Source organism: Bradyrhizobium sp. SZCCHNPS1003, assembly GCF_032381555.1.
Lineage (GTDB): Bacteria > Pseudomonadota > Alphaproteobacteria > Rhizobiales > Xanthobacteraceae > Bradyrhizobium.
The window spans coordinates 140319-160367 of sequence record NZ_JAUHIU010000006.1 but is presented as its reverse complement, the minus strand read 5'-3'; the positions used below and the strand labels follow the sequence as shown (position 1 = coordinate 160367).

The 20049-nt window shown below is 64.9% G+C and carries 17 protein-coding genes; 5 read left to right on the top strand and 12 right to left on the bottom strand.

Annotated elements, in window-relative coordinates; genetic code table 11:
• Positions 1 to 76 precede the first annotated feature (76 nt).
• The 3 genes from QX126_RS12085 to QX126_RS12075 form a co-directional block, all read right to left on the bottom strand.
• A complete protein-coding gene (locus QX126_RS12085) occupies positions 77 to 1507 on the bottom strand; it encodes a PepSY domain-containing protein (protein WP_315781113.1) in 1431 nt (476 codons plus the stop codon).
• A gap of 7 nt (positions 1508 to 1514) precedes the next feature.
• Complete coding sequence (locus QX126_RS12080; protein WP_315781111.1) at positions 1515 to 3914, bottom strand: TonB-dependent receptor; 2400 nt, start codon at positions 3912 to 3914, stop codon at positions 1515 to 1517.
• Positions 3915 to 4263: 349 nt separating this feature from the next.
• Positions 4264 to 5133: an NAD(P)-dependent oxidoreductase gene (locus QX126_RS12075; protein WP_315739612.1), complete on the bottom strand. Its 870-nt coding sequence runs from the start codon at positions 5131 to 5133 to the stop codon at positions 4264 to 4266.
• 261 nt (positions 5134 to 5394) lie between these two features.
• On the opposite strand from QX126_RS12075, the gene QX126_RS12070 reads away from it, so the two are divergent.
• The 4 genes from QX126_RS12070 to QX126_RS12055 all read left to right on the top strand — a co-directional run bounded on the left by QX126_RS12070 (position 5395) and on the right by QX126_RS12055 (position 9646).
• Positions 5395 to 5841, top strand: a complete 447-nt coding sequence (locus QX126_RS12070; RefSeq protein WP_315739613.1) for a VOC family protein — start codon at positions 5395 to 5397, stop codon at positions 5839 to 5841.
• Between the two features lie 132 nt (positions 5842 to 5973).
• Positions 5974 to 7104, top strand: coding sequence for an Mrp/NBP35 family ATP-binding protein (locus QX126_RS12065; protein WP_315781109.1), 1131 nt, complete (start codon positions 5974 to 5976; stop codon positions 7102 to 7104).
• 134 nt (positions 7105 to 7238) lie between these two features.
• Entirely contained in the window at positions 7239 to 8375 is a 1137-nt protein-coding gene (locus tag QX126_RS12060) for a TRAP transporter substrate-binding protein (RefSeq protein ID WP_409997703.1), read from the top strand.
• 182 nt (positions 8376 to 8557) lie between these two features.
• On the top strand, positions 8558 to 9646 hold the full coding sequence (locus QX126_RS12055; RefSeq protein WP_315781107.1) for an ABC transporter substrate-binding protein: 1089 nt from the start codon (positions 8558 to 8560) through the stop codon (positions 9644 to 9646).
• Between the two features lie 200 nt (positions 9647 to 9846).
• Here the strand turns inward: QX126_RS12055 and QX126_RS12050 are convergent, their stop codons facing one another.
• Entirely contained in the window at positions 9847 to 11448 is a 1602-nt protein-coding gene (locus tag QX126_RS12050; protein ID WP_315717636.1) for a TRAP transporter large permease subunit, read from the bottom strand.
• The gene (locus tag QX126_RS12045; protein ID WP_315739620.1) at positions 11445 to 11984 is read right to left on the bottom strand and encodes a TRAP transporter small permease subunit; all 540 of its coding nucleotides are present in this window, start codon (positions 11982 to 11984) and stop codon (positions 11445 to 11447) included. The genes QX126_RS12050 and QX126_RS12045 overlap by 4 nt, the downstream gene beginning before the upstream one ends.
• A 534-nt stretch (positions 11985 to 12518) precedes the next feature.
• Between QX126_RS12045 and QX126_RS12040 the strand changes: the two genes are divergently transcribed.
• Positions 12519 to 12758, top strand: a complete 240-nt coding sequence (locus QX126_RS12040; RefSeq protein WP_315739621.1) for a hypothetical protein — start codon at positions 12519 to 12521, stop codon at positions 12756 to 12758.
• 138 nt (positions 12759 to 12896) lie between these two features.
• Here the strand turns inward: QX126_RS12040 and QX126_RS12035 are convergent, their stop codons facing one another.
• The 7 genes from QX126_RS12035 to QX126_RS12005 form a co-directional block, all read right to left on the bottom strand.
• Positions 12897 to 13787, bottom strand: coding sequence for a cation diffusion facilitator family transporter (locus QX126_RS12035; RefSeq protein WP_315739622.1), 891 nt, complete (start codon positions 13785 to 13787; stop codon positions 12897 to 12899).
• Positions 13788 to 14020: 233 nt separating this feature from the next.
• Complete coding sequence (locus QX126_RS12030; protein ID WP_315717640.1) at positions 14021 to 14293, bottom strand: hypothetical protein; 273 nt, start codon at positions 14291 to 14293, stop codon at positions 14021 to 14023.
• A 335-nt stretch (positions 14294 to 14628) separates the two neighbouring features.
• Entirely contained in the window at positions 14629 to 16890 is a 2262-nt protein-coding gene (locus QX126_RS12025) for a DUF2235 domain-containing protein (protein WP_315781105.1), read from the bottom strand.
• Between the two features lie 155 nt (positions 16891 to 17045).
• Positions 17046 to 17435, bottom strand: coding sequence for a nuclear transport factor 2 family protein (locus tag QX126_RS12020; RefSeq protein WP_315781103.1), 390 nt, complete (start codon positions 17433 to 17435; stop codon positions 17046 to 17048).
• A 253-nt stretch (positions 17436 to 17688) separates the two neighbouring features.
• Positions 17689 to 18369, bottom strand: coding sequence for a spermidine synthase (locus tag QX126_RS12015; protein WP_315781100.1), 681 nt, complete (start codon positions 18367 to 18369; stop codon positions 17689 to 17691).
• A gap of 137 nt (positions 18370 to 18506) precedes the next feature.
• Positions 18507 to 19328 carry a DUF2182 domain-containing protein gene (locus QX126_RS12010; protein ID WP_315781098.1) on the bottom strand — a complete coding sequence of 274 codons (822 nt, stop codon included), beginning with the start codon at positions 19326 to 19328 and terminating at the stop codon, positions 18507 to 18509.
• A gap of 36 nt (positions 19329 to 19364) precedes the next feature.
• Entirely contained in the window at positions 19365 to 19997 is a 633-nt protein-coding gene (locus QX126_RS12005; protein WP_315781096.1) for a DUF1326 domain-containing protein, read from the bottom strand.
• Between the last annotated feature and the right edge of the window lie 52 nt (positions 19998 to 20049).

Sequence of the window (20049 nt, the reverse complement as noted above, 5' to 3'; positions counted from 1 at the left end):
CCCAAATCCTTAAGACGGATTATAGACAACGAAAAATTTGCGTTAACCGCGCGTTAAATTAACCATTGTGCGAGGCTCAGCGGAGCTTCATTCGCAGGCGCCGCCAGCCGATCACCACGCCGGTGATGCTGAAGACGAGGCCGATCGCGCAAAGGCCGACGACGAGAACCGTGCGCAGCGCCGCATGGGCGAGCAGGGCCGGAAAGTCGAGCGTGTGCAGCGCCTGATAGAGCCACCGATAGGCGCGTCGGGACGGATCGAGCTTCTCGAGCACCGCGCCGGAGGCGGCGTCGACATGATACCAGGTGTCGCCGCAGATCACGCGATGGACCGGCGCGCCCGGCACATCGGAGGCGAACGGATAGTCGTCGCCCGGCTCGACTTCGGTCGAGCGCGCGCAATCGTGGCCCAGGCGGGACGTTGCGGCATTGACGTCGGCCGGCTGCAGGAAGCGTCCGATGATCCTTGCCGAAGCGCCGTCCAGCACCGAAATCTGCTGCTGGCCCGGCGCTCGCCGGGTGCGCTGATGGAGGCGGCCGCCGAAGGCGAACCACTCGATCTCGCGAACCTCGCCATGCACCGCCGCGAGTGCAACCGCGGTCAGGCGGCTCCAATCGGGTGTGCCGACCAGGATGGCTTCCTCGGACGGCGTCAGATGGCCGGTCGCGAACAGCCTGCCATGGTCCATCGACAGCCAACCGCTGACCATCCAGGTCAGCACGAACTGCATGCAGAGCAGACCAGCCCAATGATGCCACAGGTGCCAGCCGCGGTAGCGCGAGCATAGCCGCGCCTCGCGAGGTCGCAGCCTCATCGGACCGAGCAGGGCGCCGGTCACGGCGGCGATGACGGCCGCGAGCGATAGCCACCACACGACGACGTTCCAGGCCGCCCAGTCCTTGCGCAGGACGGTTGGATAGATCCAATGGACAACGCTGCCGACGTAGTTCCAGGCGCGTTCGAAGCGTGTCGTGTCGAGCACGACCTCGCCGGTCTTCGACGACACGTATAGCTCGGTCCCGTCGGGATCGTGGAGCGCGATCCGGTGCAGCGGACGATGCACATCGAACCGGTTCGGCACCGTCCATTGATCGTAGCTGTCCAGCGCTGCGATGGCGGCGCGATCGGCCTCGAGCCCGCGTCGCTGGGCTGCTGCGCGTGCCACCGACAGTGCGAGACCGGGATCGTTCACGTCGGCTGCGGCCAGCGTGTCGGCATGAAAGGCCGCGCTGAGGCCGGCGGCCGAGATGACATAGACCGGACCATCCACGCGCTGAAACAGCCGGATGCGGGCGGGATGATCGATGCCACCAGCGGCGAGGGCCTCCGCGGGACTGCGCAGCGACACGGCGATGTCGAGCACCGGCAGCGCGGCGAAGCGATCGCTCTCGGTCTGCGCCGGGAATGGCACGTAGTGCATCACGATCCCGGTCGCGAACCACAGCACGAACAGCGGACCGAGCGGGATGCTCAACCAGCGGTGCATGAGGATCAGCGCCTGGATCATGCTGTCATCAGAACTTGAACGAGGCCTCGACCTCGTAGGTACGCGGCGCGCCGAGGAAGATCTGGTCGGGATAGAACGGATCGCTCCAGGCCGCGTAGCGCCTGTCGGTGACGTTGCGGATGCGCAAGGCGAGGCGCGTGCTGGTCGCGGTGGCGAACATCGGCACCTTCGGCAGATCGACGAAGGCGAACAGGTCGGCGGTGGTGTAGGCGTTTAGCTTCACCGTGTTGGCATCGGTGCTCCATCGATCGCCGACATGGCGCACCGAGAAGCCGAGCTCGACCGGCCACCAGCCGGGATTGAGGAAGCGGTAGGAGCCGCCACCATTGACGATGATGGCGGGAATGTTGGGCGGCGTGTTGCCCGAGAACGAGCCGCCGCCCGCGAGATCATAGTCGGCATAGCGGGCGCGGACATAGGCGACGTTGCCCCATAGCTTGCTCTCCGGCGTCGGCCGCACGGCGGCCGCGACCTCGATGCCCTGCGATTTCACCTTGCCGGCGAGGTTGAGCTGCTGGCCGGCCTGGGCGCTGTAGACGTTGTTGCGCGCGATGTCGAAGGCCGAGAAGGTCCACTCCGCGCGCCCGTTCCACAGCAGCTGCTTGACGCCGGTCTCGTAGCTGCGGGAGTCGGACAGCGCGAGGTTCTGCGTCGGACTCAAGATAAAGATGCTGTCGGCCGAGATGTCGGTGGCCGTCGCATATTGGCTGTAGAAGGTGGTGCCGGGTAGCGCCTCCCACGTGTAGCCGATGCGGCCGGTGACCGGCTGCCAGCTCTTCGAATAGGGGAAGCCACTTTTCACCGCGCCATTCCTGTCGACCGAGTTGCGGTCGAGCGAGAACGGATTGTAGCGCAGGCCGCCGACCAGGGCGAACGTATCGGTGAGCTTCAGCCGGTCCTCGAGGTTCAGGGCGACGCTGTCGATCGTGGCGGTCTGCAGCTGTGTCGTCAGAGTTCCAAAGACGCTCCTGTCGAACCCGACCAGCGGCACGGTGTCGTGAAAGAAATTCGCAGCGCCCGGCCGCGTGAAGTCGGTATGCGAGCTCTCGACCGAGGTGACCAAGCGGTTGGCGAGACCGAAGATGCTGCCGTTCCAGGTCATGTCGGTGGTGTTGCCGACCATGTTATGGTTGTGGTGGACGAAGAAGCGCTCGCGATCGACTCGGCCGGTGTCGGCGTTGAAGGCCGAGACCTCGTTGTTGTACCAGTCGCGGCTGGCATTGTAGTTGTAGATCTGGCTCCGCAGCCTGACGTCGTTGCTGAGGTTCCATTCGAACCCGCTGCGCACCCAGGATTCCTTGATCGTCTTGTGGCCGTCGACGACGTTGTAGTTGGTCGACAGCGTGCGGCCGTCTATCGTGACGGCGCCGAGATCGCTGCCGTTGTAGGCGGATATCTTGGTGCCCGACACGATGCCGCTGGTCGCGTTGGCGCCGCTGTAGGTGACCGGCACCAACGGCGTGCCTTCGTAGGGCTTGGCCTTGTAGTCCTTGAACTCGGCGGCAAAGAAGGTCTTGAAACTGTCGGACAGTCGGTAGTCGAGCTGGCCCGAGACATGGACGTTCTTGAACTCGGTGTCGTCGATGAAGCCGACCTCTTTCGTTCGGCTGATATCGAAGCGATAGTCCAGGCCCTCGATCGCGGTGCCGCCGCCGGAGCCAAAGCCGCTGCGGAACGTGCCGCGCTGGTCGAAGCCTATGAAAGCCTCGTTCTGGACCGGTCCGTTGTGCGGCGCCTTGGTCGCGAAGTTGATGGTGCCGCCGACCGCGCCCTGGCCGGAGATCAGCGAGGAGGGGCCTTTGAGAAACTCGACACGGTCGAGGTTGAAGGTCTCCATCGTCAGCGCGGTGAAGCCGGTCGGCCCGATGTTGATGCCATTGTAGAGGACGTTGACCTGGTTGCCCTGGAAGCCGCGCATGGCAAAGCCGACGTCGTTCGGGGCATCGCCGGCGCTGACGCCGGTGGCGCCTTTCACCGCATCGACGGTGGTGTGATAGCCCTGCTCGCGCAGCGTCGCTGCACCCACGACCTCGATCGATGCCGGCGCCTCGCGCGCGATCAGGCCCAGCCGGCCGCCGACCGCCGGAGCCGCATTGCCGTTGAGCGGCGTCGCCGCTGGGGAGGCGGACGCGTGGGGCGATGGCGCGGCTGCCGGCGATGGCGTCGCTGTGCCTCGGGGCATGGGGTGCACCGTCCCGCTGGCTGTTCTGACCGGTGACGGCGAACGGCCGGCAGCCTGTCGCTGGCGCGGCGCATCGACGGTGACGTTTGGCAGCAGCGTGTCGGCCGCCGGCCTCACGCCAGGATTTGCTGCCTGCTGCGCACGGGCCAGCGGAACAGCTGCGCAGAAGACCGCCGCAACGAGTCCCGCCAACGCAATCAAACCCTGGACGTCCCGCATGCTCATTCCGATTCCCCCACGCGGTCCGGCCATGCCGGTGTCCGCGCCCCCTCCAGCGCTCTTGTGACCGGGACGAGAGCTAACGCAGAACGCTAAATATGTAATGTTATAACATTACATATCTTCTCTTCTGGTCAAGCCTGTCTCTGTTCGGCAACACATGCGAACGATTGGCGATTGCAACGGGTATCAGCGAGTCGGAGGGTGCGCAATGGCGCCGGCTGATACGGGTCAGACAGGGCGCGCGAGGTCCCGGCCGACGGCGGTGACGAGCCAGTTGGTCGTCACGGGGCAGAAATAAACGTGCCGCCGCTCGAAGCGCGCGGCGGCACGTTCATCGGATCGCGATCGCGGATTACTTCTCCAGGCGGGCCAGCAGGCTCGACGTGTCCCAGCGCTTGCCGCCGAGCTTCTCGACCTCGGAATAGAACTGGTCGACCAGCGCGGTCACCGGCAGATGCGCGCCGTTGCGACGTGCCTCGCTGAGGCAGATCGACAGGTCCTTGCGCATCCATTCCACCGCAAAACCAAAGTCATACTTGCCATCGTTCATGGTCTTGTAGCGGTTCTCCATCTGCCAGGACTGGGCGGCGCCCTTGGAGATGGTCTCGATCACGGCGGGCACGTCCAAGCCCGACTTCTTCGCGAAATGGATGCCCTCGGACAGGCCCTGCACGAGGCCGGCGATGCAGATCTGGTTGACCATCTTAGTCAGCTGGCCGGAGCCCGCCGGTCCCAGCAGCTTGCACATCCGGGCATAGGCCGCGATTACCGGCTCGGCGCCCGCATAGGCGTCCGCGGTGCCGCCGCACATCACCGTCAGCACGCCGTTCTCCGCGCCGGCCTGGCCGCCGGACACCGGCGCGTCGATGAATTTGAAGCCGGCCTTGGTGGCTGCGGCATCGAGCTCACGTGCCACTTCAGCCGAGGCCGTGGTGTGGTCAACGAAGGTTGCGCCCTTGGTCATGCCGGCGAAAGCGCCGTCCGGGCCGATGGTCACCGCGCGCAGATCGTTGTCGTTGCCGACGCAGCACATCACGAAGTCCTGGCCCTCGGCGGCCTGCTTCGGCGTCGCGGCGGTCTTGCCGCCGAACTTGTCAGCCCATTCCTTCGCCTTGGCCGCGGTACGGTTGTAGACCGTGACCTCGTGACCGCCCTTCTTCACGAGATGTCCTGCCATGGGGAAACCCATGACGCCGAGACCGATGAAAGCGACTTTAGCCATATGAGCTACCTTGACCTTGGGGTTCTGCCGACAGCCTTGAGAGGGCCGGGCCATTCTTGACGGAAAACATCAGCGGCCGGCCGGGTTCCGGCGGCGGCGCTGGACGCCGCACCATAGCCGCTTGCGAAACAGGGGCAACGGCTTCGTGACGGATGCGAAAACGTCCGCCCGTGCTAAAGAGGCATCATCATGACGGCTTGCAAAGCCGTCATCCGGCAACGAAATCCAGTCAACCAACGAACCAGCCAGGGAGTATCTCGCATGGGCGTCAGCGTCGGCGTGCTCGATCATTTCAACATCCGGACCCGCAACCTCGCCGAGACCGTGCGCTTCTACGAGGACGTGCTTGGGCTCGAGAACGGCGCCCGGCCGAACTTCGCCTTTCCCGGCGCCTGGATGTACAGCGAGGGCCGCCCGGTGGTGCACCTGGTCGACATCTCGCCGACCTCGGAGGCACAGAAGCCGGACTCTGGCGTCGTCCACCATGTCGCCTTTGTCAGCCGCGGCTTTGCCGGCATGAAGGCGCGGCTCGTCGCCAAGGGCATGCCGTTCGACGCGCGGCAGGTGCCGGGTGGGGACCTGTGGCAGATCTTCGTGCGCGACCCCAACGGCGTAACGATCGAGCTCAATTACGAGGCGGCCAAGGAGCAGGCCGACGACGCGCCGGTGGAGACCGCCGGCGACATCGGAACCAAGGTGGCGTTTTGAGCCGGCCGGCCTTATGAAGCAGCGCAACGCAGGGCCGGGGCGGTCCCGTCGCGGACGACGGAAGATCATGTCCGGTCAACAGGATAGGGCGCGACGATGTGGCGCGTTCTGAACTTCTTCAGGAGACGCGCCGTGAGCGTGACGCAGCAGCAGGTTATCGAGGCACTCAAGCGGGTCCGCTCGCCGCGCGGCGTGGCGCTGCCGGACGCCGGCGTGCTCTCGCCGATCACGGCCAATGACGGCAAGGTGTTCTTCTCGATCAATGTCGAGGCCAGCGAGGCCCGCGCCTGGGAAGACACCCGCGCGAAAGCCGAAGCCGCCGTGCGCGCCATTCCCGGCGTGACCATGGCGATGATCGCGCTGACCGCCGAGCGCAAGGCGGGCGCTGCCGCCCCGCCGCCGCGGCAGAGCGGCGTGCAGCCGGTCGCGGCGCATCGTCCGCATCAGCACCAGCATCCGGCCGACTCGCCGATGTCCCGGCAGGCTCCGATCCCGGGTATCGCTGCCGTCATCGCGGTAGCCTCGGGCAAGGGCGGTGTCGGCAAGTCGACCACCGCGATCAATCTCGCGCTGGGCCTGCGCGATCTCGACCTCAAGGTCGGGCTGCTCGACGCCGACATCTACGGCCCCTCGGTGCCGCGACTGACCGGCCTGCAGGAAAAGCCCAAGCTCACCGACGACAAGAAGATGATTCCGCTGTCGCGGTTCGGCCTGTCGATCATGTCGATCGGCTTTCTCGTCGACGAGGACAGCCCGATGATCTGGCGCGGCCCGATGGTGATGTCGGCCATCAACCAGATGCTGCGCGACGTCGCCTGGGGTACGCTCGACGTGCTCGTCGTCGACATGCCGCCGGGCACCGGCGATGCCCAGCTGACTCTGGCGCAGAACGTGCCCCTGAAGGGCGCCGTGATCGTGTCGACGCCGCAGGACCTGTCGCTGATCGACGCCCGCCGCGGGCTTGCGATGTTCCGCAAGGTCAACGTGCCCGTGCTCGGCATCATCGAGAACATGAGCTACTTCCAGTGCCCGCAATGCGGCACCCGGTCCGACATCTTCGGTCATGGCGGCGCGCGCCACGAGGCCGAGCGGCTCGGCGTGCCGTTCCTCGGCGAGATCCCGTTGCACATGGACATCCGCTCGACGTCGGACGCCGGCAACCCGTTGGTCGAGAGCGAGCCGAACGGTCCGCACGCGGCGATCTACCGGAGCATCGCCGCGTCGGTGCGGGATCAGCTCAAGGACGCCATCGCCGCTGCTTGATGCACTGCAGCGAAGCGCGTGCGACTATTGGACCGTTTGTCATTCCAACGTCGCGTTTTCGCTTAACCGGTTCCGTGCTAAAGCCCGGCCCGGATCGCCTTCGACCGTGTGCGGCCAATCGCATCGGCGGATAAATGCTTTTTCAACGGGAAACGCCCCCAACAAGGAGATGCCCTAATATGAAGCGTCGTGATTTTCTGAAGGTTTCGGCCGCCGGTGCCGCGGCGACGGGGGCCATCGCCTCGCCGGCGATCGCGCAGTCGTCGCCCGAGATCAAGTGGCGGTTGACCTCGAGCTTCCCGAAGTCGCTCGACACGATCTATGGCGGCGCCACCGAGCTGGCCAAGTACGTCGCCGAAATGACCGACAACAAGTTCCAGATCCAGGTGTTCGCGGCCGGCGAAATCGTTCCCGGCCTGCAGGCGCTGGACGCGACCGCCAACGGCACCGTCGAGATGTGCCACACGGTGTCGTATTACTACGTCGGCAAGGACCCGACCTTCGCGATCTTCGCTTCGGTGCCGTTCGGCCTCAATGCCCGGCAGCAGAACTCCTGGCTGTATCAGGGCGGCGGCAACGAGCTCGCCAACGAGTTCTACAAGAAGTTCGGCGTGATCGGCTTTCCCTGCGGCAACACCGGCACCCAGATGGGCGGTTGGTTCCGCAAGGAGATCAAGACCGCCGCCGACCTCTCGGGCCTGAAATTCCGCATCGGCGGCATCGCCGGCCAGGTGCTGCAGAAGCTCGGCGTCGTGCCGCAGCAGCTCGCCGGTGGCGACATCTACCCGGCGCTGGAGAAGGGCACCATCGACGCGGCCGAGTGGGTCGGCCCCTATGACGACGAGAAGCTCGGCTTCCAGAAGGTGGCCAAGTACTACTACTATCCGGGTTGGTGGGAAGGCGGTCCGACCGTCCATGCCTACACCAACTTGGACAAGTGGAATTCGCTGCCCAAGAGCTACCAGGCGATCCTGACCAACGCGACCATGGCCGCGAACACTTGGATGGCGGCGCGCTACGACATGCAGAACCCGTCGGCGCTGAAGCGCCTGGTCGCCGGCGGCACCCAGTTGCGTCCTTTCACGAACGAGGTGCTCGAAGCCTGTCTCAAGGCGACCAACGAGCTTTGGGGCGAGATCTCGGCCAAGAATCCTGACTTCAAGAAGTCGATCGATGCCATGCAGGCCTACCGCTCGGACGAATATCTGTGGTGGCAGGTCGCTGAATACACCTACGACAGCTTCATGATCCGCTCGCGCACCCGCGGCTGATCTTCAGCATTTCGATCGGCGGATAGACATTGAGCCCGGCCTCGCAAGAGGCCGGGCTTTTGCGTTGCATTGCGACATCGTTTTGCAATGGCACTCCGACGCACTTTGATCCACACTGGAACTAAGCCTCGCAAGAAGGCTGCCCAGGAAACGAACACAATCACCCCAAGGGAGGAAAGAGCATGAAGCGGAGAGACTTCATCAAGGTCACCGGGCTCGGCGCTGCCGGCGCCGCCGCGATCGCATCGCCCGCGATCGCGCAATCGATGCCGGAGATCAAATGGCGCATGACCACGAGCTGGCCGAAATCGCTCGACACGCTGCATGGCGGCGCCGAGATCATGGCCAAGATGATTGGTGAGGCCACCGACAACAAATTCCAGATCCAGACCTTCGCCGCCGGCGAGATCGTGCCCGGCCTGCAGGTGCTCGACGCCGTGCAGAATGGCACCGTCGAGATGGGCCACACCGCGTCCTACTATTATTTCGGCAAGGACCCGACCTTCACCTTCGGCTCGTCGGTGCCGTTCGGCCCGAACATGCGCATCAACCAGGCCTGGTACCTGATGGGCGGGGGCAAGGAGATCCTCAACGAGTTCTACAAGAGCTACAACGTCACCTCGCTGCTGGCCGGCAACACCGGCTGCCAGATGGGTGGCTGGTTCCGCAAGGAGGTCAACTCCGTCGACGATCTCAACGGCATGAAATTCCGCATCGGCGGTTTTGCCGGGCGGGTGCTGCAGAAGCTCGGCGCGGTGCCGCAGCAGATCGCCGGCGGCGACATCTATCCGGCGCTTGAGAAGGGCACCATCGACGCCGCCGAATGGGTCGGTCCCTATGACGACGAGAAGCTCGGCCTCTACAAGGTCGCGCCGCACTACTACTTCCCCGGCTGGTGGGAGGGCGGGCCGATGCTGCTCGCCATGATCAACCTCGACAAGTGGAACGCGCTGCCCAAGCACTATCAGAAGCTGATCGAGCAGGCCGGCCACTACTCCAACAACTGGATGATGGCCAAGTACGATTCCGCCAACCCGCTGGCGCTGCGCAAGCTGATCGCCAGCGGCGCCAAGCTGCATCCGTTCCCGGCCCCGGTCATGGAAGCCTCGTTCAAGGCCGCCAAGGAGCTGCATGCCGAGGTCGCCGCCGGCAATCCAAACTTCAAGAAGGCGCTGGACTCGCTCACGGCCTATTCGGGTGCGGGCTATTCCTGGTTCCAGGTCGCCGAGGTCGGCTACGACAACTTCATGGCCCGGCGGTCGCAGAGCTGAGCGAGATTCCGTCGTTGCGAGCGCAGCGAGGCAATCCAGGGCTGCGCGCGTGCCCCTGGATTGCTTCGGCGCAAGGGCGCCTCGCAATGACGCGCTGATAGAGACGGTCCCAAACAGGTCCCAAACAAAAGAGGCGGCCCCAAACAAAAACCCCGGAAGCGGAGCTTCCGGGGTTTTCTTCATTCGGTCGGAGCCGCCGTCTACTGCTTCGGCGCGCCGAAATCCAGTGGCGGCAGATCGATCTGCGGCACCTCGATCTTGACCTTGTCGAGGTCGACCTGGACCGGCTTGTCGAGCAGGCCGGTCACCGTGACCGGGAACGCGATTACGAGCAGCACCATGATCGCCTGCAGGCCGATCCATGGCATCGCGCCCCAATAGATGTCGGAGCTCTTCACTTCCTTCGGCGCGACGCCGCGCAGGTAGAACAGCGCGAAGCCGAACGGCGGATGCAGGAACGAGGTCTGCATGTTCACGCACAGCATGACGCCGAACCAGATCAGGGCGGCCTCCGGGCCGACCACCGGCGCCAGGATCTTCTGCGCGATCGGTGCGATCATCGGCAGGATGATGAAGGCGATCTCGAAGAAGTCGAGGAAGAAGGCCAGGAAGAAGATGAAGATGTTGATGAAGATCAGGAAGCCCCAGACGCCGCCGGGCAGGGAGGTGAGCAGGTGCTCCAGCCATTCGCCGCCGGAGACGCCCTGGAACACCACCGAGAAGCAGGTCGAGCCGATCAGGATGAAAGTGACCATGCAGGTGATGCGCATGGTTGTCTCGTAGCCCTGCTTGATCAGGTCGCGCAGGTCGGGGAGGGCGACGGCGCGGATGCAGAGCCAGGCAACCGCGAGATAGGTGACCGCGAAAGAGAGCTTGAACGCGAGGTTCTCGGTGAACAGCATCGCGATGATGGTGCCGATGCCGGCGGCGACGACGCCGACGATCAGGATGCTGCGATCGCTCTTGGTGAACTCCTTGTGGTGGATCACCGCCAGCACGATCGCGCCGACCGCGCCCATGGCGCCGGCTTCCGTCGGCGTGGCCAGGCCCATCATCATGGTGCCGAGCACGACGAAGATCAGCACCGCCGAGGGAATGATGCCCATCAGGCACTTCTTCCACAGCGCCCAGCCGGTCAGCGTACGCGCCTCCTTCGGCACCGGCGGCAGGTGGCCCGGCTTGACCAGGCCGAGCACGAAGGTGTAGCCGGCGAACAGCACGACCTGGAAGATCGAGGGGCCCCAGGCGCCGAGATACATGTCGCCGACCGATTTGCCGAGCTGGTCGGCCAGAACGATCAGCACCAGCGACGGCGGCACCAGCTGGGTGATGGTGCCGGACGCCGCGAGCACGCCGGTGATGTAGCGCATGTTGTAGCCGTAGCGCATCATCACGGGCATCGAGATCATCGCCATCGCGATCACCTGTGCCGCCACCGTGCCGGTGATGGCGCCGAGGATGAAGCCGACGATGATGACGGAATAGCCGAGGCCGCCGCGGATCGGCCCGAATAGCTGGCCCATCGAATCCAGCATGTCCTCGGCGAGCCCGCATCTCTCCAGGATCGCACCCATGAAGGTGAAGAACGGGATCGCGAGCAGCAGGTCGTTGGCGAGCACGCTGCCGAAGATGCGGCCCGGAATCGCCTGCAGGAAGTTGAGGTCGAAGAACCCTAAGTCGATGGCGAGGAAGCCGAACGACAGGCCGACGGCGGCGAGCGTGAACGCCACCGGGAAGCCGATCAGCATCGCCAGGACCAGGCCGCCGAACATCAGCGGCGGCATCATCTCCAGCGTAATCATTGCGTCGGCCTCTCGTATTTGGCGTCGATCGTCACTTCACCGCGCAGCGCGGCGGCGCGCTTGATCACCTCGGAGAGGCCCTGCAGCGCCAGCATCACGAAGCCCGCGGGGATGGCGAACTTCACCGGCCAGCGAAGCAGGCCGCCGGCATTGGCCGACATCTCGTTGACCGAATAGGACTGCATGAAGAACGGCCAGGACAGGTAGGCCAGCAGCAGGCAGGTCGGGATCAGGAAGAACAGCGTGCCGATCAGATCGAGCCAGAGTTGGCCGCGCTCGGACAGATAGAGATAGAGCAGCTCCACCCGAACATGCTCGTTGCGCCGGAAGGTGTAGGAGGCGCCGAACATGACCAGCAGCGCGAACATGTACCACTGCAATTCCAGCCAGCCGTTCGACGAGTAGCTGAAGGCATAGCGGATCATGGCGTTGATCGCGCTGACCAGGCAGGCCAGCAGCACCATGATATTGCAGACGTAACCGATCTTTTCGTTGAGCTGATCGATGGCGTTACTGATTGCCAACAAGGGGCGCATCATTGTCTCCGCTGCGGGCGCTGTCAGACGAGCGCGCCTGAGCTCTCAGGAGGCACGGCTTCGCGATCACGCAGAACGTGCATGTCGTCATGACGGCGCGCTTGAAGCGAATCCAACGAAACGTCCTCCCCCTCGATGCCTTCAGCTCTTGTTCGGCGCTTGTATGAAGGGCGAGCGCCCATCGGCCGCGCTGGGCCTGAAAGCGGGGGCACCATTTCAGTGCGCCGTCCTGCCGTCAATCGGAAAATGGACACATTGACGCGCCGGCAACAGTCTGGCGGCGCTGGCTAAACCCGGGTTCGGGGGGCGGCGTCCGGCCTGCCGAAAGAGCGGGCAGTTCGCTGCCGGCCGTCCATCGCTCCGATGGGGGCGGCCGTGGAGGATGGTCGCGTGGGCTGTCTGGGGCGGAGCGCGGGATCAGAATGTGGTGTGGTGATCCGGCGAGGCGTCTGATCCCCGCCAAGGGAATGTTGGCGTGGGGCCACAAGCTGGATAAAAGCGTCGTCGTGGACGTTTGATGCAGGGACCAACCGGATGAGCAAGCCGAGCAAGACCGAAGCCGAACTGATCGCGATGGCGGTGGCCGAGCTGAAGGCTCATACCGAGTACGCTGAGGGCATTCTCATCGCGGTCGTGCGGGACGGAAATTCCTGGGAGTTTCGCGCCAGTGCCGATCAGGAGACGATCGGCAGGCCCGGCTATCCCGAATGCGTCGCCATGTTGGTCCAGATTGGAGACCATCTGTCGAAGCAGTACGCGCTCCAGGAGAAGTGAAATGGCTTCGTGACCGCTGGCGGCGGGCACTCCGACACCGTCGAACCCGCAGGCATCTGGGGATGCCAGGGGCCTGACCCGACGCGGCGAGCCTCTTCAAAAATCAAAAAAACCGGCCGCGCCGCCTGATGTGCGGCGCTACAGCACCACCACGCCGGAATGCTTGGCCTTGTTCTCTGGTTCGACGTGGATGGTGATCCAGCTGTGCTCGTCGTGCTCGCGCAAGGCGGCCTCGATCCGGTCGCAGATTTCGTGCGCCTGGTTGACCGACATCTCGCCGGGCACCACGAGGTGGAACTCGATGAAGGTCAGCTTGCCGGCATGGCGGGTCCGGACATCATGCGCCTCCAGCGCGCCGCCGGCATGCTGACTGATGATCAGGCGAATGCGCGCCAGCGTGGCGTCCGGGACCGCTTCATCCATCAGCCCGCTGGTGGATTCCTTCAGCACCTGCCATCCCGACCACAGGATGTTCACGGCGACCAGCACGGCCAGCGCCGGATCGAGGATCGGCAGCTGCAACATCACCGCGAGGCCGAGGCCGACCACGACGCCGCCCGAGGACACGACGTCCGTCAGCAGATGGCGTCCGTCGGCCACCAGCGCCGGCGACCGCAGCCGCTTTCCTCGCGTGATCAACAGCCAGCACCAGACCGCATTGATCGCGCTCGCCAGCCCATTCACGGCGAGCCCTTCGACGGGCGCCGAAAACGGCCGCGGATTGAAGAAATTCCCGTAAGCCTCATGGATGATGAGCAGCGCCGCCACGACGATCATGACGCCCTCGATCACCGCGCTGAAATACTCCACCTTGTGGTGGCCGAACGGATGGTTGGCGTCGGCGGGCTTGGCTGCGATGCGCACCGCGACGAGCGCGACGGCGGCGGTGACGACGTTGACGATGCTCTCGAGGGCGTCCGAGTACAGCGCGACCGAGCCGGTGATCCAATAGGCAAGATACTTCAGGCCGAGCACGATCGTTCCGACCACGAGGCTGCCGATGGCGAGCTTGAGCGATTGCGAGGCCATGATGTCCTGATCCGATCCCGCGCTGGGGTACTCAACGCTGCGGCGGAACGCAACCTCCGCTGCCGGCCGCTCGCTATCGGAAAAGCTGATATCCTCGGTTCATCGCCGTTGCGAATGCGCCGGGCGCGGCGTTGCCGCGAGCGCAATATGATCTGTGGAAAACAGAACGGCCGCGCCCACGGACATGGACGCGGCCTTGTCGCGGCAAGCGCCGATAGCAATGACGCCGCCGACTACTTCTCTTTGATGACCGTGGTGGTGCTGGTGGAGCTGCCGACCGTGCCTTCGTCCTCGCAGACCTTGGTCTGGCGGATGCGGTCCTCGGCTTCCACGCGGCTGGTGAACGCCATCGGTCCGATTTGCGTGACGACCTCGCGGTCGGCGGGGCGAGTGGTGGTGATGGTGCAGCGATGGCTCGGTCCCTGCACGATGTAGTATTCGTCCGCGAGCACTGGCGCGACCGATCCGATGATCACTGCGCCGGCAAGAAGAAGGGGTGCTTTCATTGTCGCCTCTCTTTCCAAGAACAGCCAAAAGGGGAGCGGGATTCGATGAGGAGTTTTCTGCCTCATCGTTCGATGCTCCGCCTTTGCAACTCGGCCGGCTGGTCGGGGTTCCGGTACGCCACGCGCAGCCTGTGTGATGCGATGCAGTGTCGGCAGCGATGGACGCGAGATCCCGTCAGGATCCAGCGACACGCGCGCACGCCCGCCGTGGCGCGCTTGCCAGTGTCCCAAGCGCGTCGCGCCGCGGTTGGCAGGCGAACATCGATCACGACCTCGTCCGTGCATCGACGGACGTCGCGATATCGACGAGCCGGCGCACTGGCGGCGGTAGCGATTCAGAGCAGCCTGACGGTCACCTTCGCCTTGCCGGTATTGTTCGGATAGAATGCATCGTACACCCAGGGCAGCCCGATCACGGCGTCGTTGACATAGAGGAACAGCTCACCGCCGCGCTCGGCCTTGAACCTCGCCTTGTAGGCCTGAGGCGTGGTGTTGGGGGCGGGAACGGGGTCGAGGAAATATTCGTCGACTCCCGTCTCGCCGACCCTGGCGATCAGCCGATACCAGGGCCGGAAGAGAACGCGGCGCAGCAGGATGCCTGCGTAGAACGTCCCGCGGGCGTAGCCCCGGACCGTCGAGGTGCGATAGCCGGCGGGCGTGACCGGATGCCCGGCGTCCTCCCACGGGTCGGTCATGGTGACGACGATCTCGTAGGAGAAGCCGGGACGGACTCTCAACCCGGTGGGAGCGCAAACCGCATCGGTCGAGAAATCCCTGGCATCCTGCGGAATGCCTTTGTCGACCGCGACGAGCTCGTGGGCAGGGGTGCCATGGCAGAAGGCGCCCATCGAGTCCGCGGCGTTGAACAGGACATGGCTGATCAGCGTGGCCGCGAGCCAGACGGTGCCGAGCGCGAGCAGCAACGGGCCGACATGCCGCTTGCCGTTCCTGATGGCGAACTGATAGGCGCGATTGGTCCGGAGGGCGTAGATGGCTTGATGCATCGGGCCGGACAGCATCGGGGGCGCTGCTCGTTCGCGCCAGATCACGCGCATCAGGTCGCTGATGCGGTCGCTGAGGAATGTCCCGGCCGCAGTCAGCGCGACGAGGATGATGATCCCGCCGGCGAACCATTCGGGATTGGCGGCATACCAGTCCGTCCACCAGTGCAGCGATGTCGGCAGGAACGATTCGACCAGCCGGACCGCCTCGGAGACCATCCTGATGCGCGAGTCGTATTCGTGCGTGCGATCGAGGTCGTGGAACAGCCAGAAGGCCGCGAGGTGGAGGGAGGCCGCCAGCGTCGCGAAATAAGCGAGACGTCTGAACCACACCAGATTCCACAGCTTTTCCTGGGCCGCGAACCGGGCGGCCGCTCCGGCCGGCGTTTCGAACGTGGTCGGCCCGAGAGGCGCCAGCGTGCCGTCGTAGCGGACGATGACGTAGTTGTCCGGCAAGCCGATGGGCGCATAGGCATTGCAGCCGCTGTCGATGCGGTCGAAGACGCTTTCGTGAATCTTCGGCATCGACACCTGGACGCCCGCCGCCGGGTCGTTGCACAGCTCCGACACCTTGCGCGGGCCGTATCGATAATAGGAGCCGAGCCCGGAGCGCGAGTTGTAGAGTCGGCCGTCCTTGTCCTGTGACGTGACGATCGACTTGATCGCATCCGGATCGGCCTCGGGCGCGGTCTTGAAGACCAAGCCGCGTTTGACGGCCTCGTCCACGAGCCAGGTCAGGGGGACGTAGGAGAGGGAATCGTCCGGATAGCCACCGCCGACATTGGCGTGCATGCCGACGAACCAGACCTGCACCAGTCTTTCGTCATCGATCGTTTTGGCATCCTGCGGCTTGGTCTCACCCGCCTCGGTCCAGAGCACCGGATGGAAGGTCGTCCTCTCGTCGTCGAGCGCGAGCGCGTGGCGCGCGCATGTCACCCGCGGGCTGAGCACGCGGTTGGGAAGCTCGAGCGGCCACACCCAGTTGGAGATGCCCCGCGTCATCTCGTCGATCGGTAGCCCATAGGCCGCGACGGTATCCCACAGCCCGATGAACTCGATCGCCGGGAGGCTTTTTCGCACGATGAGGTCGAGCGATTTGCGGCCCATGATGCGGTCGATCACCGGCACCAGCACATGATCGCGAAGCCAGCGGAGCGGCACCTCGATCCGCCAGATCGAATGGTATCCCTTGGCGCGATAGGCGCGATAGGCCTTCACGGCGCCGTCGTGCAGCTCAGCCTCGGTGTCGGCAACGATCAGCCCCTGATCGAGCATCAGCGCGGCGAGCACCCGGACGGTGAAGGCGCCGCGGCTGAAGCCGAACAAATAGCTCTTCGAGCCGTCCGCGTGGTCGTAGTTGCGGCAGACGAACTTATAGGCATCCAGGATGTTGCGCTTGAGGCCGAAGCCGAACGCGCCGCCGAGCAGGGCGAGCGGAACGAACGACGATGTGCCGACGCCGTCATCATACTTGGCCGCCTGGGCATTGCCCTGCAGGTCGAGCGCCTGGAATATGCGCCAGACGTTGGTTCGCCACACGCTCGAGGCGGCGTTGCCTGTCCCGTCGGACAGGATGATGATCTTGGGACTCGCCATGCAAAGGACCCCGCTCGACATTCAGAGCCGAGGAGCGGAAGCGTAAACCGCGCGGGGGAGAAATCAACCTGAGATGGTATGGCGCCTTCTGCTGCGTGGCGGGGGGCTCGGGTGCGCCGCTGGAGCGACGCGGCGGGCGGGTAAAAAATGCACTGTCACCGAAATGCTCCGACGTGCTCGACGAGATGCGCGCGCGAGGGCGCTGCGTCGAAGGGATCACTGAAATATTGCGTCTCGTGCGCCACTCCGCCGTCGCGGAACTCCATGATGCTCACCACGTAGGAGGGTGCGCCATCATAGGTCAGGACCAGTTCGGTCACCCAAAGATCGCCGCTGCCCAGGATCCGCCGCACTGAGAAGCGCTTGTGGTTGGGCTGCACGAAGCGGCTTTCCTGAATGTTGCGCCGGCCGTGGATCCGCTCGCCGGATTGCGGATAATCCAGCATGGCATCGTCGCGATAGATGGCGTGCTCGGCCTCAAAATCATTTGCGTCCGATGCATCCCAATGGTGCTGCAGGGCAGCGCGCGTGGCGCGGTCATCCATGGCAATCTCCCATTCAGCTGCGCGCTCTCGTTGCAGAGCTACAGGCTGCAGGCCGGAGAATGGAGCATCCTCGAGGCTTTCGCGCGTGGATGCGGGCATCCGCAGGCCTCGCAGCCGCTGACGCATCATAGGACGATGGCCGACGTGTCACCACTCCGATCCGAACGGGAGATGTGAGCGAGGTGACCCAGTCGCTGGAGAGAGTTCTCCGGGCCAGTAGCACCGCGCTGAGCTACGCGCGGCAACGACGCTGTCACGCTGGACGGGTGGCAATCCAGATCACGTGGCGGGCGCCGCCGCCACCGCGGCCGGTGGCGCGGATGTTGATCTCCTCGGCCGCGAAGCCGGCCTTGCGCAGGCGCGGGGCGAAACGGTCGTCGGGATGTGACGACCACACCGCCAGCACGCCGCCGGGACGCAAGGCGGCGAACGCGGTGCGCAAACCCGAGGGATCATAGAGCGCGTCGTTGGATTGCCGTGTCAGTCCCTGCGGGCCGTTGTCGACGTCGAGCAGGATCGCATCGTAGGCGCTGCGCCCTGCGGCGATCAGCTTCACGACGTCGGCCTCGCGGATGTCGACGCGCGGATCGGCAAGGCTGGCGCCGGACAATTCGGCCATCGGCCCGCGCGCCCAGGCGATCACTGCCGGCACCAGCTCGGCGACGGTGACGCGGGCCTGCGGACCCAGCACTTTCAGTGCCGCCCGCAACGTGAAGCCCATGCCGAGGCCCCCGATCAACAGCCGTGGAGCGGGCTCGGCCTTGATGCGGGCGCAGCTCAGGGTCGCCAGCGCCTCTTCGGATCCGTGCAGCCGGCTGTTCATCAGCTCGTTCGAACCGAGCTTGATCGAGAACTCCTTGCCACGCTGCATCAGCCGCAGCGGCTCACCGCCGCCGGGCACGTCTGCGGTGTCGATCAGCTTCCAGGGAATCACGGGCGTCTCGCGTCAATTCGGTTGCGGCATTCCAGGCGACAGAGTCGCCACGCTGGAGCCTGCTTACCATGTTGCCCGCATCCCGTGCCAAGGGGCAGTCGCCACTCTCGCGACGACCTGCATCGCGTCGTTGCGCGTCATTGCGGTGGGGACACCAGCATCCAGGCGCCCGCGGCACTGCAAGCAATGCCGGCCGCGCGCGCGATCCATCGTCCGACCGGAGTCAGTTTCTCAAACAGCACGAGCAGGGTCAGAATGGCAATCCACATCACGCTCATCACCCCGCCGACGAACAGCAGCGCCATCAGAGCCCAGCAGCAGCCGACGCAATAGCCGCCGTGTCGAAGGCCCAGCAGCAGGCAGCCCTGCAGGTCGCCGCGAAAGCCGCCGTGGCGCATCAGGAACATTAGCGGCGACTGGCATTGGGCAAGGCAGGCGCTCTTCAGCGGCATCCACTGATAAACGCCTGCCGCGATCAGCACGATGGCGCCGAGCAGATGGTTGTCGATCGCCATCCGCGAATCCAGCAGCGCAGTCCGCTCCACAACCCATTGCAGGCAGGTCGCCACCAGCGAAAAGCCGCTCCAGGCGAGCAGATAGCCGGCCGCAAACCAGCCGGTCGCAGCGAACGGCTGGCCCCGCGCGCGACCGTGTCGACCCACACGGGCGTACATCAGGACCATGGGCGCGGCCGAAGGCGCCATCATCCCGACCATCATCACCGCCCACATCAGGAACACATAGGCGAATTCGATCGCGTGCCAGGGCTCGCTGGCCGGCAACATGATTCCGATGCCGGCCGGGATCATGCGAAAGCCGGTCATGTCCATGCCGCCCATGTCCATGTCGTTGGCGAGCCAGAGCACATAGGCCCATGCCAGGGCGACCATGATCGCGATCGCGCCGCCCACGATCCAGCGATCACGCCGCAGCACGGCTTCCAGGGCGCTGCCCGTCATCTGCAAGGTGGGTTGGCGGCCTTGCCGCACGTCGCATCAGGCCTGGTTGGACCAACTGATCGACGCGTACAGGCCGTTCTTGCCGGAATTGTCCCAGCGCATGCCGTGATCGTTGTAGGTGTTGCCCGCAGCGCCGACGGCCAGCGCCATCCGGTCGGGGCTGACGGGATGGCCGATATTCACCCACATCTCACCGCTCGGATGCATGGTCGGCAGCGGATCGACGGACATGTGCAGAATGTCGGCGATGTCGGCGGACCGCGTCTTGCCGTCGATCCGGAAGGTGATGGCGGCCTTGCGCACGCCGAGATTGGTGCTGATCAGCGGCGTGAACGCTGCCATCGGGCCGCCGGCAGCCCCGGTGAAGATCGCGGCCATCGCCTCGGTCTGCGGGTCGTCGGCGCGCTGATCGATATAGGCGGCGATCGACCAGTCTCCCTCCGCCATCACGCCGGGCGCATGGAGCATCACCGCAGCGTTGAGGCCATCGAGCGCGACATCGCCATAGCGGCCGGTTTCGATGTGGAACAGCAATGGTACGTTGCAAAAGCCCTCGGTCGGTTGCGCGGTCAGGGGAGGGGCGGCCGACATGAGGCACGGACACAGCAGGCTGCAACTGCAATTCTCGAAATAGTCACCGGACAGGTGCCATGCGACTGGGTCTGCCATCGCTGTCTCCCGCTAGGCCGAACCGACAAATTGCTTTCGAATGCGCGATCTG

Coding starts and splice junctions, on each gene's coding strand:
- QX126_RS12085 (WP_315781113.1), bottom strand. CDS start 1,507: ATGATCCAGGCGCTGATCCTCATGCACCGCTGGTTGAGCATCCCGCTC.
- QX126_RS12080 (WP_315781111.1), bottom strand. CDS start 3,914: ATGAGCATGCGGGACGTCCAGGGTTTGATTGCGTTGGCGGGACTCGTT.
- QX126_RS12075 (WP_315739612.1), bottom strand. CDS start 5,133: ATGGCTAAAGTCGCTTTCATCGGTCTCGGCGTCATGGGTTTCCCCATG.
- QX126_RS12070 (WP_315739613.1), top strand. CDS start 5,395: ATGGGCGTCAGCGTCGGCGTGCTCGATCATTTCAACATCCGGACCCGC.
- QX126_RS12060 (WP_409997703.1), top strand. CDS start 7,239: ATGCTTTTTCAACGGGAAACGCCCCCAACAAGGAGATGCCCTAATATG.
- QX126_RS12055 (WP_315781107.1), top strand. CDS start 8,558: ATGAAGCGGAGAGACTTCATCAAGGTCACCGGGCTCGGCGCTGCCGGC.
- QX126_RS12050 (WP_315717636.1), bottom strand. CDS start 11,448: ATGATTACGCTGGAGATGATGCCGCCGCTGATGTTCGGCGGCCTGGTC.
- QX126_RS12045 (WP_315739620.1), bottom strand. CDS start 11,984: ATGCGCCCCTTGTTGGCAATCAGTAACGCCATCGATCAGCTCAACGAA.
- QX126_RS12040 (WP_315739621.1), top strand. CDS start 12,519: ATGAGCAAGCCGAGCAAGACCGAAGCCGAACTGATCGCGATGGCGGTG.
- QX126_RS12035 (WP_315739622.1), bottom strand. CDS start 13,787: ATGGCCTCGCAATCGCTCAAGCTCGCCATCGGCAGCCTCGTGGTCGGA.
- QX126_RS12030 (WP_315717640.1), bottom strand. CDS start 14,293: ATGAAAGCACCCCTTCTTCTTGCCGGCGCAGTGATCATCGGATCGGTC.
- QX126_RS12025 (WP_315781105.1), bottom strand. CDS start 16,890: ATGGCGAGTCCCAAGATCATCATCCTGTCCGACGGGACAGGCAACGCC.
- QX126_RS12020 (WP_315781103.1), bottom strand. CDS start 17,435: ATGGATGACCGCGCCACGCGCGCTGCCCTGCAGCACCATTGGGATGCA.
- QX126_RS12010 (WP_315781098.1), bottom strand. CDS start 19,328: ATGACGGGCAGCGCCCTGGAAGCCGTGCTGCGGCGTGATCGCTGGATC.
- QX126_RS12005 (WP_315781096.1), bottom strand. CDS start 19,997: ATGGCAGACCCAGTCGCATGGCACCTGTCCGGTGACTATTTCGAGAAT.